General features: G+C 59.6%; 12 protein-coding genes. 8 read left to right on the top strand and 4 right to left on the bottom strand.

What is annotated here, in order from left to right:
- The first annotated feature begins 94 nt into the window (after positions 1–94).
- From JKL48_RS03090 to JKL48_RS03070, 5 genes are all read left to right on the top strand, one after another.
- Positions 95–619: a hypothetical protein gene (locus tag JKL48_RS03090; RefSeq protein WP_201978302.1), complete on the top strand. Its 525-nt coding sequence runs from the start codon at positions 95–97 to the stop codon at positions 617–619.
- Positions 620–713: 94 nt separating this feature from the next.
- On the top strand, positions 714–1,199 hold the full coding sequence (locus JKL48_RS03085) for a hypothetical protein (RefSeq protein ID WP_201978300.1): 486 nt from the start codon (positions 714–716) through the stop codon (positions 1,197–1,199).
- Between the two features lie 4 nt (positions 1,200–1,203).
- Positions 1,204–1,821, top strand: a complete 618-nt coding sequence (locus JKL48_RS03080; protein WP_201978298.1) for a PIN domain-containing protein — start codon at positions 1,204–1,206, stop codon at positions 1,819–1,821.
- Positions 1,822–1,965: 144 nt separating this feature from the next.
- Positions 1,966–2,712 carry a hypothetical protein gene (locus JKL48_RS03075; protein ID WP_201978291.1) on the top strand — a complete coding sequence of 249 codons (747 nt, stop codon included), beginning with the start codon at positions 1,966–1,968 and terminating at the stop codon, positions 2,710–2,712.
- Between the two features lie 49 nt (positions 2,713–2,761).
- Positions 2,762–4,678: an ABC-F family ATP-binding cassette domain-containing protein gene (locus JKL48_RS03070; RefSeq protein ID WP_201978289.1), complete on the top strand. Its 1,917-nt coding sequence runs from the start codon at positions 2,762–2,764 to the stop codon at positions 4,676–4,678.
- Positions 4,679–4,876: 198 nt separating this feature from the next.
- On the opposite strand, the gene JKL48_RS03065 is transcribed toward JKL48_RS03070, so the two are convergent.
- The 4 genes from JKL48_RS03065 to JKL48_RS03050 all read right to left on the bottom strand — a co-directional run bounded on the left by JKL48_RS03065 (position 4,877) and on the right by JKL48_RS03050 (position 9,650).
- Entirely contained in the window at positions 4,877–7,453 is a 2,577-nt protein-coding gene (locus JKL48_RS03065; protein WP_201978288.1) for a pectinesterase family protein, read from the bottom strand.
- Positions 7,454–7,810: 357 nt separating this feature from the next.
- Complete coding sequence (locus JKL48_RS03060; protein ID WP_201978286.1) at positions 7,811–8,653, bottom strand: hypothetical protein; 843 nt, start codon at positions 8,651–8,653, stop codon at positions 7,811–7,813.
- Positions 8,654–8,744: 91 nt separating this feature from the next.
- On the bottom strand, positions 8,745–9,089 hold the full coding sequence (locus tag JKL48_RS03055; RefSeq protein ID WP_201978284.1) for a DUF952 domain-containing protein: 345 nt from the start codon (positions 9,087–9,089) through the stop codon (positions 8,745–8,747).
- Between the two features lie 174 nt (positions 9,090–9,263).
- The gene (locus tag JKL48_RS03050) at positions 9,264–9,650 is read right to left on the bottom strand and encodes a hypothetical protein (RefSeq protein ID WP_201978283.1); all 387 of its coding nucleotides are present in this window, start codon (positions 9,648–9,650) and stop codon (positions 9,264–9,266) included.
- Between the two features lie 168 nt (positions 9,651–9,818).
- Here JKL48_RS03050 and hppD point away from each other — a divergent pair, with 168 nt between their 5' ends.
- The 3 genes from hppD (at position 9,819) to JKL48_RS03035 (ending at position 13,852) form a co-directional block, all read left to right on the top strand.
- Positions 9,819–10,952 carry a 4-hydroxyphenylpyruvate dioxygenase gene (gene hppD, locus JKL48_RS03045; RefSeq protein WP_201978282.1) on the top strand — a complete coding sequence of 378 codons (1,134 nt, stop codon included), beginning with the start codon at positions 9,819–9,821 and terminating at the stop codon, positions 10,950–10,952.
- Positions 10,953–11,123: 171 nt separating this feature from the next.
- Positions 11,124–12,032, top strand: a complete 909-nt coding sequence (locus JKL48_RS03040) for a hypothetical protein (RefSeq protein ID WP_201978281.1) — start codon at positions 11,124–11,126, stop codon at positions 12,030–12,032.
- Positions 12,033–12,115: 83 nt separating this feature from the next.
- Positions 12,116–13,852: a phospho-sugar mutase gene (locus JKL48_RS03035; protein WP_201978280.1), complete on the top strand. Its 1,737-nt coding sequence runs from the start codon at positions 12,116–12,118 to the stop codon at positions 13,850–13,852.
- Positions 13,853–13,915 lie beyond the last annotated feature (63 nt).

The raw sequence follows: 13,915 nt of genomic DNA, 5'->3' as shown, positions 1-13,915 counted from the left end.
CCTTATTGTTATGAATCCGTTTTTCTTCCGCGGCAGTTGCGAGCGAGCGAGTCGCAATAGTAGCTTTGGCGCCTTCCCCACGCCTGCTTTTTCAATGCTCTACCGACTTGGGGCCCTACTGGCCCTGGGGCTGCTAGCCGCGCCGGCCCACGCCCAGCTCATCACCGACCCCGCCCGCGCCACGGCAGCCCGCGACACGCTCCTGCACCAGGCCGCGCTGCTGCGCGAGCGTGCCGTACAGACCAGCGCATTTTTTACTACCAATGTGCGCGGCGATAACCGGCGACGCGTGGTGGTGCAAGGAAAGTCAGCGTTCAAGAGTGCGCCGCCGGCCCCAACCAGCGTGCGCCAAGCCCAATGGGCACCCGATAACATTGCCTGGCGCCACATTACCCGCTACCGCCGCAACGGCCGCGTTCAGGAACGTTTTCGCATTACCATGGACGGCAAAACGCTCCTGAAAGAGCACCGCCTGAACGGTGCCGTGCAGTGGCTTTATATCCCCGTGGCTTATAGCAGTGCCATTGGCTTGGCCGTTCATCATCGCGGCTTCTACCTGCTCACGGGCTACGTCTTGCTCGATAAGGAGCAGTACGCGTTGCCCAAGCCCATGCAATAGCCCCCGCCGCGACGGGGCGTGTCGGCCGCCGCTGGCGGGGCTTCAGTGACGGCTAACCTGCAATCCTTGCTGCCTTTTTGCGTAACTTTCGCCTATGTACTCGGACAGCAACAGCATACGGCCTGATTTTATCGTTTCTTCCGCAACGGGGGAAAAGCAGCTATTGGTAGAAGTAAAAAAATGGCAGCCTGCCCCAATGCAATCCGGACAACACGCGCTTGTTAATCGGCAACGCGAAAAAATGGGGTTAGCCGCGTGCTACTTCTTGTTGGTAACCCCAGAAGCAATGACCCTTTGGCCTCCTGCTTCAGCAAGTAGCAGCGAATCTATTCAGCAAAGGGCTTCCCGGCGAATGCCATCAGCCGAAGTATTAGCTAACTATTTAGCCATTGAACGCTACCCACTTGTTGCGCTTAGCGAGCAAGAGCTTAGCTTGATTGTCTCTTCCTGGCTTGGTTCGGTTATGTTCAAGCCAGCAACGACACTCTCAGCCATGCCGGCCCAAGCTTGGTTAGTAGAATCTGGTTTACACCAGGCAATCTATCGGGGCTACGTTCAACGCGAACCGTTAGCCGCGTAGCTGGATGGACGTATTCGTTGAGTCAAACTTCATTCTGGAACTGGCCTTTTTGCAGGGCCAGCATCTTGCCTGCGAACGGGTACTAGCCGGTGCAATTTCTGGGCGCTACCGGTTACACGTGCCCCAGTATGCGTTAACTGAAGTGTTTCAAACCTTGCGTTATCGCTCCAATGAGCGTGCCGAGCAACAGAGTTATTTCCAACGCGAGATTGAGCAACATCGCCGCGAAACCGATGTGGACTTGGTTGACACCGATAATTTGGTGCGCTTGCTCAACAACTTGCTGACCGAGCGCACAGCTGCGCAAACTACCCGCCTCTATGCTACTACGGCTCAGTTGGCAAGGGTTGCACTCGGTCCGGCCCTCACTTCCGAAGTACTGACAGAGGCTCAAATGGTGCAGGCGCGCCATGGGCTAAGCCCACAAGACGCATTGGTCTACGCCTCGGTTCTGGCTGGTTTGCGGCTACTACCGGCTGATTCCCCCAAACTGTTCATAACGCGTAATCCAAGAGATTTTGAGCAGCCGCTCATCATCGAAGAGTTGCGAACATTGGGATGTCATCTGATGTCCAACTTCCATGGAGCAGCGCAGCGGTTGGAATTTGGAAATACGCTTTAGGTAGCAAAGTTCTCCCCCCCGCCCCCGCCGCGACGGGGCGTGTCGGCAGCCGCTGAAGGGGCTGGAGACACAATGGGATAATGATGCTATGACCTATTTTGCAGCACCTTCTGGGAATCACAAATTTCTTTCCTTACAAAATCTATGAGAAATATCTTCCTAATACTCCTGATTATTTCCTTCGCTGGGTCTACAACATCTGCACAGTGCATCGGCGAGGATAAAATCAAATACGGAGGAGATTTTGGCTCTTATGATTACACTTTCTTCTGCCCAACTTATAGCTTTTCGTACAAAGGCGAAACCTCTAAAAAATGGAGCATTCTCAATCCAATTGATATCAGACAAGTCGAAGCAACTATTCTTCCGGTCAAAAATACAGTTGAACAGAAGATAAGGGAATACGCAGGGGAAGCTTTTTTCTCTCGGCTAGTTTTCTATACAGTTGACATAGTATATGCTGATAGTATTGCCAAGTTCAAGGATAGAATGCCCGAAGCAAAGAAGGCCGGATGCAAAGGAAAATATTACTTCTATTATTATTTCCGCGCTGACCCGAAAGCAGCATATTGCGTTGGGTTTGCAGTGGACGAGAAAGCAAATATTATTTCTCCTTTCAATTTTCCTTCAAAAAAAGACTACAAGCCGATTGATACTACGATTACAGTTTGCAAGGTAATTGAACAAGCTAAACGCTTCGGCAAGAAAATCGCCCCTATTGATAAGATTGAATTTGAATACGATTCAAAAACTAAACGTTTTTACTGGTTGGTAACTCAAGAAATAGTAGTGCCTAAAGCGGGGTTGAACACCCGCAACCAATTAGTAGTCGATGCCGCTGACCCCACAAGAGTTGCAATTCGGAAAGAGCAAGTCCATGCTTCTTTCTAACAGTCATTAGGCGCCAACCCCGCCCGCCCCGGCCGTACCTTTGCGGCCTATGAACCTGTTATCCGCCGAGAACATCTCGAAGAATTACGCCGACCGCTGGCTGTTTAAAGACCTTAACTTCGGCCTCAACCAGGGCCAGCGCGTGGCCTTTGTGGGCATCAACGGCACCGGCAAAACCACCCTGATGAAGGTGCTGGCCGGCCTCGAAGCCCCCGACACCGGCTCGGTGAGCGTGCGCAAGGGCATCCGCGTCACCTACCTGGGCCAGAACCCCGTGTTCGACGAAAGCCTGAGCGTGGAAGCCACCATCTTCGCCAGCCAGAACGACACGCTCCGCGCCATCCAGGAGTACGAGCACGTCGTGAACGACCCCGACCACAAGCCCGACGACCTGCAGCGCGTGCTCGAACGCATGGACGCCCTCAACGCCTGGGACTACGAAGCCCAGGTGCAGCAGATTCTGGGCAAGCTCGGCATCCTCGGCGAGCTGCTCACCCGCAACGTGAGCCAGCTCTCGGGCGGGCAGCGCAAGCGCGTAGCCCTGGCCCGCGTCCTCATCGAAGAGCCCGACGTGCTGCTCCTCGACGAGCCCACCAACCACCTCGACCTGGCCACCATCGAGTGGCTCGAAAACCGCCTGAACTCGCCCAGCCTCACCCTGCTGATGGTGACCCACGACCGGTACTTCCTCGACAAAGTGGCCAACGAAATCGTGGAGCTCGACAAGGGCCAGGTGTACCGCTACCAGGGCAACTACGCCTATTTCGTGGAGAAAAAGGCCGACCGCGAAATGCGCGAAACCGTGGAAGTGGAGAAGGCCCGCCAGCTCTTCAAAAAGGAATTGGAATGGATGCGCCGCATGCCCCAGGCCCGCGGCACCAAGCAAAAAGCCCGCATCGACGCCTTCTACGTCACCAAGGAAAAGGCCAGCACCAACCTCAACAAGCAGCAGATTGAGCTGAGCGTGAAAACCACCCGCCAGGGCGGCAAAATCATCGAAGCCGACCACCTGAACAAGAAATTCGGCGACAACGTGGTGCTTGATGATTTCAGCTACGTCTTCAAAAAGAAGGACCGGATTGGTCTGGTAGGACCGAACGGCGCGGGCAAGTCCACGCTGCTCAACATGCTCACGGGCAAGCTCAAGCCCGATTCCGGCACCATCGACGTGGGCACCAACACCGTGTTCGGCTACTACACCCAGACCGAGCTGGAATTCGACCCCACCCAGCGCGTCATCGACATCGTGAAGGAAGTGGCCGAAGTGGTGGAGCTCGCCAACGGCGACGTGCTCACCGCCAGCCAGTTCCTCAACCTGTTCCTGTTCCCGCCCGCCCAGCAATACACGCTGGTGAGCAAGCTGAGCGGCGGCGAAAAGCGCCGTTTGCAGCTGCTGCGCGTACTCATCAAAAACCCCAACTTCCTCATTCTTGACGAGCCAACCAACGACCTCGACCTGGCCACGCTCAACATCCTGGAAGACTTCCTGCTGCACTTCACCGGCTGCCTGCTCATCGTCAGCCACGACCGCTACTTCCTCGACCACCTCGCCGAGCACCTCTTCGTGCTCGAGCCCGGCGGCGCCGTCCTCAACTTCCCCGGCAACTACACCGACTACCGCGAATACCTCGAAGAGCGCGAAGCCGAAGCCGCCCTCATCGAAGAAGAAAAAGCCGCCAAAGCCGCCCGCGCCGCCGCCAAGCTGGCCGCGCCCGCTGCCGTGAGCACGGCCGTAGCCCCGTCGCCCCAAAAGCGCCGCGCCACCTTCGCCGAGAAAAAGGAATACGAGCAGCTCGAAAAAGCCATGGCAACGCTGGAAACCGAGAAGCAGGACATCACCGCCAAGCTGAACGGCGGCAGCGGCTCCCCGCAGGATTTCGCGGCTTGGGGCGCACGCCTGTCGGCGTTGAATCAGGAGTTGGAGGAAAAGGAGTTGCGCTGGCTGGAGCTGGCCGAGCTGGTTTAGGCTAGCAAATGTCAGGACGATGTAGGGGTGGGGGCTGCCTCCGCCAAACCGTTGAACGGCATCTGTAGACTGGCGCAAACGGCTGGGCGGGAACAGGCCCCGCCCCTACAGCCACCTATTCTCATGAAAAAAGCGAAAGGAGCCAAAGCTGAACAGCTTTGGCTCCTTTCGCTTTCTGGCTGTGCCGAAAAACCGAGGTTAATCTTTGTGCAAAGGCACGGCAAACTGCCCGGCGCCGCTGGTGTAGCGCACCACATAATAGCCAGGCGCCAAGGCATTGATATTGAGTATCGTTTGCTGGGTACCTGCCACACAGGCTACCGTAGCCACCCGCTGCCCCAGGGCAGAATACACTGCTAGGCTGGCTCCGCCGGGAGCGGCTGGGTGCACCACCAGGCACTCGGCCGTGGCGGGGTTGGGGTAGAGCTGAAGCACCTCGGCAGTTGCCCGGCGCGTGCTCGTTGTCACGTTGGCCTGGCCCTTCACCTGCACGTTTTTCAACGTGGCGAAGCGGGTAGTGACGGTGGTGGAGCCGCAGCTGAAGTACACGCGGAACGTGAGGCGCTGCCCGGCTTGCAGCGTGACGCCCGCAGCCCCGGCAAAAGCCAGGCGGTAGTTGTCGCTGGCGCTGGTCGTCAGTATGGGAGTAGTGAAGCCGCCGTTGGCCGTGCTGAGCAGGGTGCCGGTGGGCCCCTTGCCACCAGTTACGTCGGCCGAGTCGGTCGCGAAGCCGCTGCGCGACCACACCACGGCCAGCTTGGTGCCGCTCACCGAGCCCGTGACGTAGGCATTCAGCACCAGCGAATCGAGCCGTACGGCGCCGCTGCCGCTCGGGGCCAGCGTGAACTGCTCGTAGTACGTGCGGTTCAGGTTGCTGCCGTTGCCGCCCAGCGCCGTCGTCCAGCCCCCATCGGCCACGGGCGCGAAGGCCTGGCCGTAGCGCGTCGAATAAGGCGGGATGGTGGCCGCGGTCGAGCCGCTCGAAAGCTGAAACTTACGGAACGTGGGCGTGCTGGCCTGCAGCGCGGCCACCCGCACGGCGGCACTGTCCTGGTTGGTGCGGGCCATGGGCCACCACTGCAGAATGTTCGACTGCGGCAACAGTGCGGCCTGCTTCTGGCCCGAAACCGGGACATTGACCGTGACGGCCCCGGCGCTGGCCAGCGTCAGGTTGCCCGCGTAGGCGCCCACGGGCCCGGCGTTGAGGCGCACGCTGAGCGTGGTGCTGGCCACGCTGCCGGTGCCGCTTTGGGCCAAGGTCAGCGGCGTAGCGCTGCCAAACCACGTGGTGCCGCCGTTGGCGGAAACCTCAAATCCGGCCGGCGGCGTCACCGTGACGGCGCCCGTCAGGTTCTCGGCGCTTACCAGCAGGTTCTGGATGGCGGACGGCGGCGTGCCGCCCTGCAAAAAGGCTTGCAGCGTGCCCGCGGTGAAGATGGTGGGCGTGCTCGAAATCTCCAGCGTGTCGGTGATGTGCGTGGCCAGGCCGGTTTTCGAGGCCCGCACGTAGTAGAAATACGACGTACCCGGCGCCGGAATGGGGTCGGTGGTGCCGAAGTTGATGTTGGCGGCCACCGCCGAGGTGGTGGTATACAACTGCGTGTAGGTACCCCGGCGCGCCGTGCTACGGAAAAGTTGGTACTGCACGCCCGCGATGAGCCAGCTGCTGTTCCAGGTCAGGTTGGAAGGCGCGGTGGCAGTGCCTTTCACGGCCCAGAAATTCGATACCGCAATGGCGGGGTCCTGGTGCCCGCAGAAGTTGGGCACCAAGGCGCAGGGGTTCCAGCTGCCCAGCACGGCGGCGCGGGTGTAATTCACCGTGTCGGCGTCCGTAAGCTGAATGGACCACGGCACGCGCTGGCTGATATTGACCAAATTGCCGTTGAAGTCCCGGCTTTTGTATTCGGCGTACTGGATGACGCTGGTCACGGTGCCCGCGTCCCACACCTGCCAGCCCACGGGCTTGATGGAGCTGCCCATGATGGTGTTCAGCCACACCACCTTCGTGGCCGAGCGGTCGGCCGGCGTCGAACCCGAGTCGTTTTGCCAGGGCCGGCCCAGGGTGTAGGTGGTGGTGCCCCGGTTCTCGGGAATGATGCAATTGCGAAAAACGAACCCGTAGGGCTGGCCGGGCTGGGTATTGGCGGCGGTGATGTAGCCGCCGTTACCGCCATCGCGCCGGGTGCGGGCGTAAATGATGCAGTTTTCAAACAGCCCGCGGCCGGCCCCAAAGATGAAATCGACCACCCCGTCGATGTAGCACTCTTTGAAGTAGCTGCGGTTGCCGACCTGCGAATTGAGCTGCATGGTGTCCTGGCCGCCCAGGAAACGGCAGTTTTTGAAGGCTACCCGGTCGCCGGTGATGTACATGGCCAAGCCCTGCGGTGCGTCGCCGTAAGAATTTTCAAAGGTGATGTTCAGCGCGCTGATGTCGGAGGCATTGATGATGAAACTGGCCGAGTTGCCGGGAAACGACGGGGTGTTGGCATCGTTCCAGGTCAGCACCGTGTTGGCCACGCTTTCTCCGATAAATTGCAAAAACGGCTTGTTGCTCGGCACCGTGATTTTCTCTCGGTACTTGCCATTTTTGATGAAGATGGTGAACACCGTTGTGCGTCCCGTGGGCGCCGCGTTGATGGCCGCCTGCACGGTGCGGTAAGCACCGGACCCGTCTTTGGCCACCACTAAGTCATAAGTCTGGGCCTGGGCACTCTTCCCAAGCAGGAGCAGGAGCACGGATAGCAGCACCGTGTAGAAGGTAGAAGTACGTTTCATAACAAACCGTTTGGTGGGAAAACAGGTAGCCAGCCTTGGCATTTAGCCGCGCATGGCAGCGAGTAAAGGTGAAGAAATCACTGTTTGAAACAATGCGATTCCGCATAAATAATAGTGGGAACGATGCCGGTAACGTTCCCGAACGTGTCAATGAGGGTTGGTCTGGAGCGCACGCAGGCAATGGCAGCGTAAAGAAGCGGTTCGGGAAGTTGCTTTGGCGTGGCGGACAGCCCGTGAAAAACGGCAGCCCGCCCGAACGCCAGCGTGAAGGGGCATCCCTACACAACTTTGCCCATAAAAAAGGCCCTCGCATTGCTACGGGGCCCTTTTATGGGTTGGAATGCGCTTTCCGAAGGCCTATTGCCGACGCCGCACCTGGGCAAACTCCAGCGGCACCACGCTGCTGCCCACCGGGGCTTTCACTACCAGAGCATCGGCCGCATCGTAGCGGGGGAAATAGAGGTAGCCACGCACCTGCTGGCCGGGCTCCAGCGTCACTTTGCGCAGCGCATATTCCTGCAGCATGGAGGCACGCTGCTGGAGCACATTGGCCGCGACGGCGTGCTCCATTTTAGTAGCGGCCGAAATAACGTTGTAGGTCACGGCTGCGTCGTGAATGGCGGCGCGGCCTTGGTACTGCGCCAGCGTTTCGCGCCGCCCAATGCTGGCTACGTCGGTGGCCAGGCTGGCGGCGCCCAGGGCCAGCCCCAGCCAATCGAAACGGGCGGCTTTAATGGCTTCCCTATCCGCGTTGGCGCGCAGCATGGTGATTTCCGGCTCGGGGTCGAAGGCAGATACTGCTTTGGGAGGCAACGGAGGTAGCGGCAGGGCCATGCTGGCGGCGGCTACGGCGGCGGTTACCTCGGTGCCAGGCAGCGGCTTAGGGCGCCGGGCTTTGGGGTCGAGGGCCGGGGCGGGCTGGCGGCTGGCTTCGTATTGAAAAGCAGCCGGGTCTACGACCAGCGAATGGCGCGTGGGATTGCGGTATTCGGCCTCAAACACCACCCGCGTGGGCTCGTAGCAAATGAAACTGAGGCGCACTTCCACGCTGTCGGTAGTGGCCAGGGCTTGCTCGCGGCCTTCTACGTATTGATGGGTGGCTTTCGCGGGCTTCAGGCCCAGCTGATAGGTGGGGGCGCAGGCAGTGGCCAGCCCAGCCAGGGCCAATAAGCGCAGGGAGCGGAACGTAAAGAGGTCCATAAAACCGGCTGGTTTAGTGGTGGGTTTCTGGCGGGAAGATGCAGCCCAACGCTCTAAGGTTGCATGATTCCGGCCGTTTTTTTACCCTAATTTACAACTCCGCCGGCAGTTGAAAATCACCTGCTTCATTGGCACCAAACGGCCACGCGCGGCGCACCGCCGCCAGCGGTACCGGCCCAAAAACGTGCGCAAAATGCTGCCGTCGGCTCGCCACCCACTCCCGCTCCACGCGCACGCCGGCAGCGGCCAGCACGTCCTCGTCCCATTCCAGCAAAACCAAATCGGCCCGCCCGGCATAGTAGCGGCGGGCCGTTTCGAGAATCTGGTGCTGTTCGGAAGAATGGATGAATCCTTCGGCCGCCAGGTCGGCGCTGGCGAAAAAGTCCGTTTGCCGGGCAAGGTGCCAGTCGGCGGGTTCGGCAATGCGGTAAAGCATATTTTTTTGAACAGGAATAATAAAAGAACGTCGTGCTGAGCGCAGCCGAAGCATCTCTACCGCAGTAGTAAACAAAACCGTTTCAACGATTGAGTTACTACCCCACGCGAGATGCTTCGGCTACGCTCAGCACGACGTTCTTTTTTTGGTTCTTACGAAACCGTCACGTCAGCGCTACGCTTTCCACAGCTCCTGCTGCACCTGCTTGCCCACGGTCAGCATGATGCGCACGGGGTTCGGAATAAGCGTGATGCGGGCTTCTTTGCCGGGATATTTCTCCGAATCAACCCACACGCCTTCTTTGGGCGAGGGCGTAGCGCCGGGCGTGCTGGGCAAGTAAGCAGTGGGCAGCAGCACGTCGGTGTCCGATTTCAGGTCGGTGTGCACCTTGTCGAGCGCCGACTCCAGGAAGTCGCCGTACTCATCGTTGAAGTCGTCTTCGAGGTCGTGCAGGGCCTCCTCCACGTCGTCGTAGCGGGCGTCGTCGTAGGTGAGCTTGTGCAGCTCGGCCTTCTTCTCAATCAGGGCCACGAGGGCGCGGTTCAGTTCTTCGGTATTCATTGGGTGGCGCTAAGGCAGATGATTGGGCACAAAAATGGGAATGATTTGGCAAACCTACGCGGCATGCCGCGCAGCTTGGCGCCAGCGCCGGCCAAATTGACGCCGAAACCAATCAAAGCCGTATTTTTACCTCATCAACCACCCGCCCCAACATTCCCTTCTCCGCCTATGCAAACCATGACCTCGCCCGCAGTGCTGGCCCAGCCCGCCCAGGATTTTCTGCCCCTCAAAGGCACCGATTTTGTCGAATTCTACGTCGGCAACGCCAAGCAGTCGGCCTACTACTACCAGGCCGCTTTCGGCTACGAGCTGGTGGCCTACGCCGGACCTGAAACCGGCCTGCGCGACCGCGCCAGCTACGTGCTGCAGCAGGACAAAATCCGGCTGGTGCTCACCACCTCCCTCCTGCCCGATTCCGACATCACCCGCCACGTGGCCCAGCACGGCGACGGCGTGAAGGTGATGGCCCTGTGGGTGGACGACGCCCGCAAGTCGTGGGAAGAAACCACCAAGCGCGGCGCCCGCTCGGCCTTCGAGCCTTATACTATTGAGGACGAGCACGGCTCCGTTACGCTGTCGGGCATCTACACCTACGGCGAGAGCATCCACACCTTTGTGGAGCGCACCAACTACAGCGGCCCGTTCCTGCCCGGCTACGTGGCTAAGAGCAGCGGCGTGCCGCAGGGCGCACCGGTGGGCCTGCTGCACGTCGACCACTGCGTGGGCAACGTGGGCTGGGGCGAAATGAACCAGTGGGTGAAGTTTTACGAGGACGTGATGGGCTTCAAGCTACTGCTCACTTTCGATGACGAGGACATTTCGACCGAGTATTCGGCCCTGATGAGCAAAGTGGTGAGCAACGGTAACGGCTACGTCAAATTCCCCATCAACGAGCCCGCCGAAGGCAAGAAAAAGTCGCAGATTGAAGAGTACCTCGACTACTACCACTCGCCCGGCGTGCAGCACATTGCCATCGCCACCAAGGACATCCGCGCGACCGTGACGGAGCTGCGCCGCCGCGGCGTAGAATTCCTGACCGTGCCCGGGGCCTACTACGAGGACCTGCTGGAGCGCATCGGCGCCATCGACGAGGATTTGGAGTCTTTGAAAGCCCTCAACCTGCTCGTGGACCGCGACGAGGAAGGCTACCTGCTCCAGATTTTCACCAAGCCCGTGGAGGACCGGCCTACGGTGTTCTACGAAATCATTCAGCGCAAAGGCGCCAAGAGCTTCGGCAAAGGCAACTTCAAAGCCCTGTTTGAGAGCATTGAGCGCGAGCAGGCGCTGCGCGGCAATTTGTAAGCACGGTATTTCGCTTAGCCTGAATAGAACGTCATGCTGAGCGAAGCCGAAGCATCTCGCGTGTGGTAGTAATTCATTTACTGTTGTACGCGAGATGCTTCGGCTTCGCTCAGCATGACGTTCTCGTATTGTACCTTTTCAGCCCTGTCGTTTTTATTTCTACCCAGCCCGATGCCCAAAATTTTATTGCTTGGGCTGCTGCTCTGCGCTACCATTGGGCCTGTCGAGGCCCAGCGCCACCTACCCGGCCGCGCCCGGCCCCTGCGCAAGGCTTTGTTGGACCAAGCCATACCCGAAACCTCAGCTCTGCTCTATACCGATGGCAACCTGTGGACGCTGAACGACAGCGGCAACCCGCCGGTGCTGTTCCGGCTCGATTCGGCCACCGGGCGCGTGGTGCAGCGCGTGCACATCACCAACTTTCCCAACGTGGACTGGGAAGAATTGGCCGCTGATGCCCGCTGCTTGTACATCGGCGACTTCGGCAACAACGCCGGCAACCGGCACAATCTGCGGGTGCTGCGCGTGGCCAAATCTGCCATCAGTCCGGCGCCCGATGTCGCCGTTGCCGCCGAGGAAATTGCTTTCCGCTACCCCGACCAGCAGGATTTCAGCCCCGGCGCCTACCGCCACAATTTTGATTGCGAGGCGTTTTTCTACGCGCACGATTCCCTGCACCTGTTCACCAAGAACTGGGCCGACCAGCGCACCCGCTACTACACCCTGCCGGCGCAGCCCGGCAACTACGTGGCGCACTACAAAGGCAGTTTCGATGCGCGGGGCCTCGTCACGGCGGCTGCCCTCAGCCCTGCCGGGACCAGCGCGGCCCTGCTGGGCTACACCAAAACGGGGCGCACCTTTCTGTGGCTGCTGACCGATTTTACGGGGACTAGCATCTTCAGTGGCCAGCAGCGGCGGCTGAAGCTGCCGCACGCCCTGCGTCTGGGGCAGGCCGAGGGGCTGTGCTTTATTGATGCCGACCGCGTTTTTCTATCGAATGAGCGGCTGCCCAAGCGCTTTAGGCTGGTGCGCCAACGGCTCTATGCCCTGGACCTGCGCCGCTGGCTGAATCCACGATAAAATACGACGTTGCCTGCTTTTTCCGGCAAACCTCTTTCCTTTACGGCCGTTTCCGACCTTACCGACTTTCATTCCCGCTCCCCATGCCCGTTTCCCCCGAAATCCAGCACACCATCAATACCTGGCTCACGCCCGCGTACGACGCCCAAACCCAGCAGGCCATCCGCGACCTGCAGGCCGCCGGCCAGGACGACGCCCTCACCGACGCCTTCTACCGCACCCTCGAATTTGGCACGGGCGGCCTGCGCGGCATCATGGGGCCGGGCTCGAACCGCATGAACCGCTACACCCTGGGCATGGCCACGCAGGGCCTGTGCAACTACCTGCTCCAAAGCTTCCCCGGCCAGGAAATCAAGGTGGCCATTGCCCACGACAGCCGCAACAATAGCCCCGAATTTGCCGCCATTGCCGCCGGTATTTTCTCGGCCAATGGCATCATTGTTTACCTGTTTGAAGCCCTGCGGCCCACGCCGGAGCTGTCCTTCGCCATTCGGGAGCTGCACTGCCAAAGCGGCTGTGTGATAACGGCTTCGCACAATCCCAAGGAGTACAACGGCTACAAAGTGTACTGGAACGACGGCTCGCAGGTAGTAGCTCCGCACGACACCAACATCATTGTTGAGGTGAATAAAATCACCAGCCCGAGCGAGGTAAAATTTGAGGCTGACTCCTCGAAAATTGTCCGCATCGGGGCCGACATTGACGCGAAGTATTTCGCCGCCGCCAAAACCCTCAGCATCGACCCGGCCGCCATCCAGCGCCAGCACGATTTGAACATCGTGTACACGCCCATCCACGGCTCGGGCATCACGCTGGTGCCGGGTTTGCTGCGCGAATTTGGCTTCACCAACGTGAACGTGGTGCAGGCCCAGGCCACGCCCGACGGCAACTTCCCCACGGTGCAGTCGCCCAACCCAGAGGAGAAAAGCGCCATGCAGCTGGCCCTCGACCAGGCTAAAGCCACCAATGCCGACATCGTGCTGGCCACCGACCCCGACGCCGACCGCGTGGGCGTGGGCGTGAAAAACGACCAGGGCGAATGGGTGCTGCTCAACGGCAACCAGACGGCCGCCGTGCTCACCAACTACCTGCTCTCGGCCCGGCACCGCGCCGGCACGGCCACCCCGCAGGATTTCATTGTGTACACCATCGTGACCAGCGAAATCCTCGGCGACATTGCCCGCCAATACAACGTGAAAAGCTACCAGACGCTCACCGGCTTCAAGTACATTGCCGGCCTCATCCGCGACCTCAAGGGCCAGGAAAATTACATTGGCGGCGGCGAAGAAAGCTACGGCTTCCTCATCGGCGACTTCGTGCGCGATAAAGACGCCATTTCGGCCTGCGCGCTGGTGGCCGAAATGGCCGCCGTGGCCAAAGACAAGGGCCGCACCCTCTACCAGGAAATGGTGGATATGTACGCCCACTACGGCCTCTACGTAGAGGATTTGATTTCCCTCACCAAAAAAGGCCAGCGCGGCGCCGAAGAAATTCAGGAAATGATGGCCAGCCTGCGCGCCAACCCGCCGCAGTCCATTGCGGGCCTGAAAGTGGTGGAAATCCGCGACTACAAAACCGGCAAAATCCACGACCTGACCACCGGCCTCTCCTCCGAAACCGGCACCGAAAGCTCCAACGTGCTCCAGTTCCTCACCGAAGACGGCAGCAAGATTTCGGCTCGTCCCAGCGGCACCGAGCCCAAAATCAAGTTCTATTTCAGCGTGAAGCAGCCGCTGAAATCAGCCGTGGACTATGACCTGGCCACCCGGCTGGGCCACGAGAAAATCAAGGCCATTATTGCAGACATGCAGCTGAAATAGCGCGCAAGGTTTCGCAAAGCAGAAAAGAACGTCCTGCTGAGCGGAGTCGAAGCATCTCTACCG

Origin of the sequence: Hymenobacter rubidus (assembly GCF_016734815.1) — a bacterium.
GTDB lineage: Bacteria > Bacteroidota > Bacteroidia > Cytophagales > Hymenobacteraceae > Hymenobacter > Hymenobacter rubidus.
This window is presented reverse-complemented; position numbering and strand designations above follow the sequence as displayed.

Bases quoted from the DNA above. Each gene is read 5' to 3' on its own strand.
- JKL48_RS03090 (WP_201978302.1), top strand. From the start codon at position 95: ATGCTCTACCGACTTGGGGCCCTACTGGCCCTGGGGCTGCTAGCCGCG.
- JKL48_RS03085 (WP_201978300.1), top strand. From the start codon at position 714: ATGTACTCGGACAGCAACAGCATACGGCCTGATTTTATCGTTTCTTCC.
- JKL48_RS03080 (WP_201978298.1), top strand. From the start codon at position 1,204: ATGGACGTATTCGTTGAGTCAAACTTCATTCTGGAACTGGCCTTTTTG.
- JKL48_RS03075 (WP_201978291.1), top strand. From the start codon at position 1,966: ATGAGAAATATCTTCCTAATACTCCTGATTATTTCCTTCGCTGGGTCT.
- JKL48_RS03070 (WP_201978289.1), top strand. From the start codon at position 2,762: ATGAACCTGTTATCCGCCGAGAACATCTCGAAGAATTACGCCGACCGC.
- JKL48_RS03065 (WP_201978288.1), bottom strand. From the start codon at position 7,453: ATGAAACGTACTTCTACCTTCTACACGGTGCTGCTATCCGTGCTCCTG.
- JKL48_RS03060 (WP_201978286.1), bottom strand. From the start codon at position 8,653: ATGGACCTCTTTACGTTCCGCTCCCTGCGCTTATTGGCCCTGGCTGGG.
- JKL48_RS03055 (WP_201978284.1), bottom strand. From the start codon at position 9,089: ATGCTTTACCGCATTGCCGAACCCGCCGACTGGCACCTTGCCCGGCAA.
- JKL48_RS03050 (WP_201978283.1), bottom strand. From the start codon at position 9,650: ATGAATACCGAAGAACTGAACCGCGCCCTCGTGGCCCTGATTGAGAAG.
- hppD (WP_201978282.1), top strand. From the start codon at position 9,819: ATGCAAACCATGACCTCGCCCGCAGTGCTGGCCCAGCCCGCCCAGGAT.
- JKL48_RS03040 (WP_201978281.1), top strand. From the start codon at position 11,124: ATGCCCAAAATTTTATTGCTTGGGCTGCTGCTCTGCGCTACCATTGGG.
- JKL48_RS03035 (WP_201978280.1), top strand. From the start codon at position 12,116: ATGCCCGTTTCCCCCGAAATCCAGCACACCATCAATACCTGGCTCACG.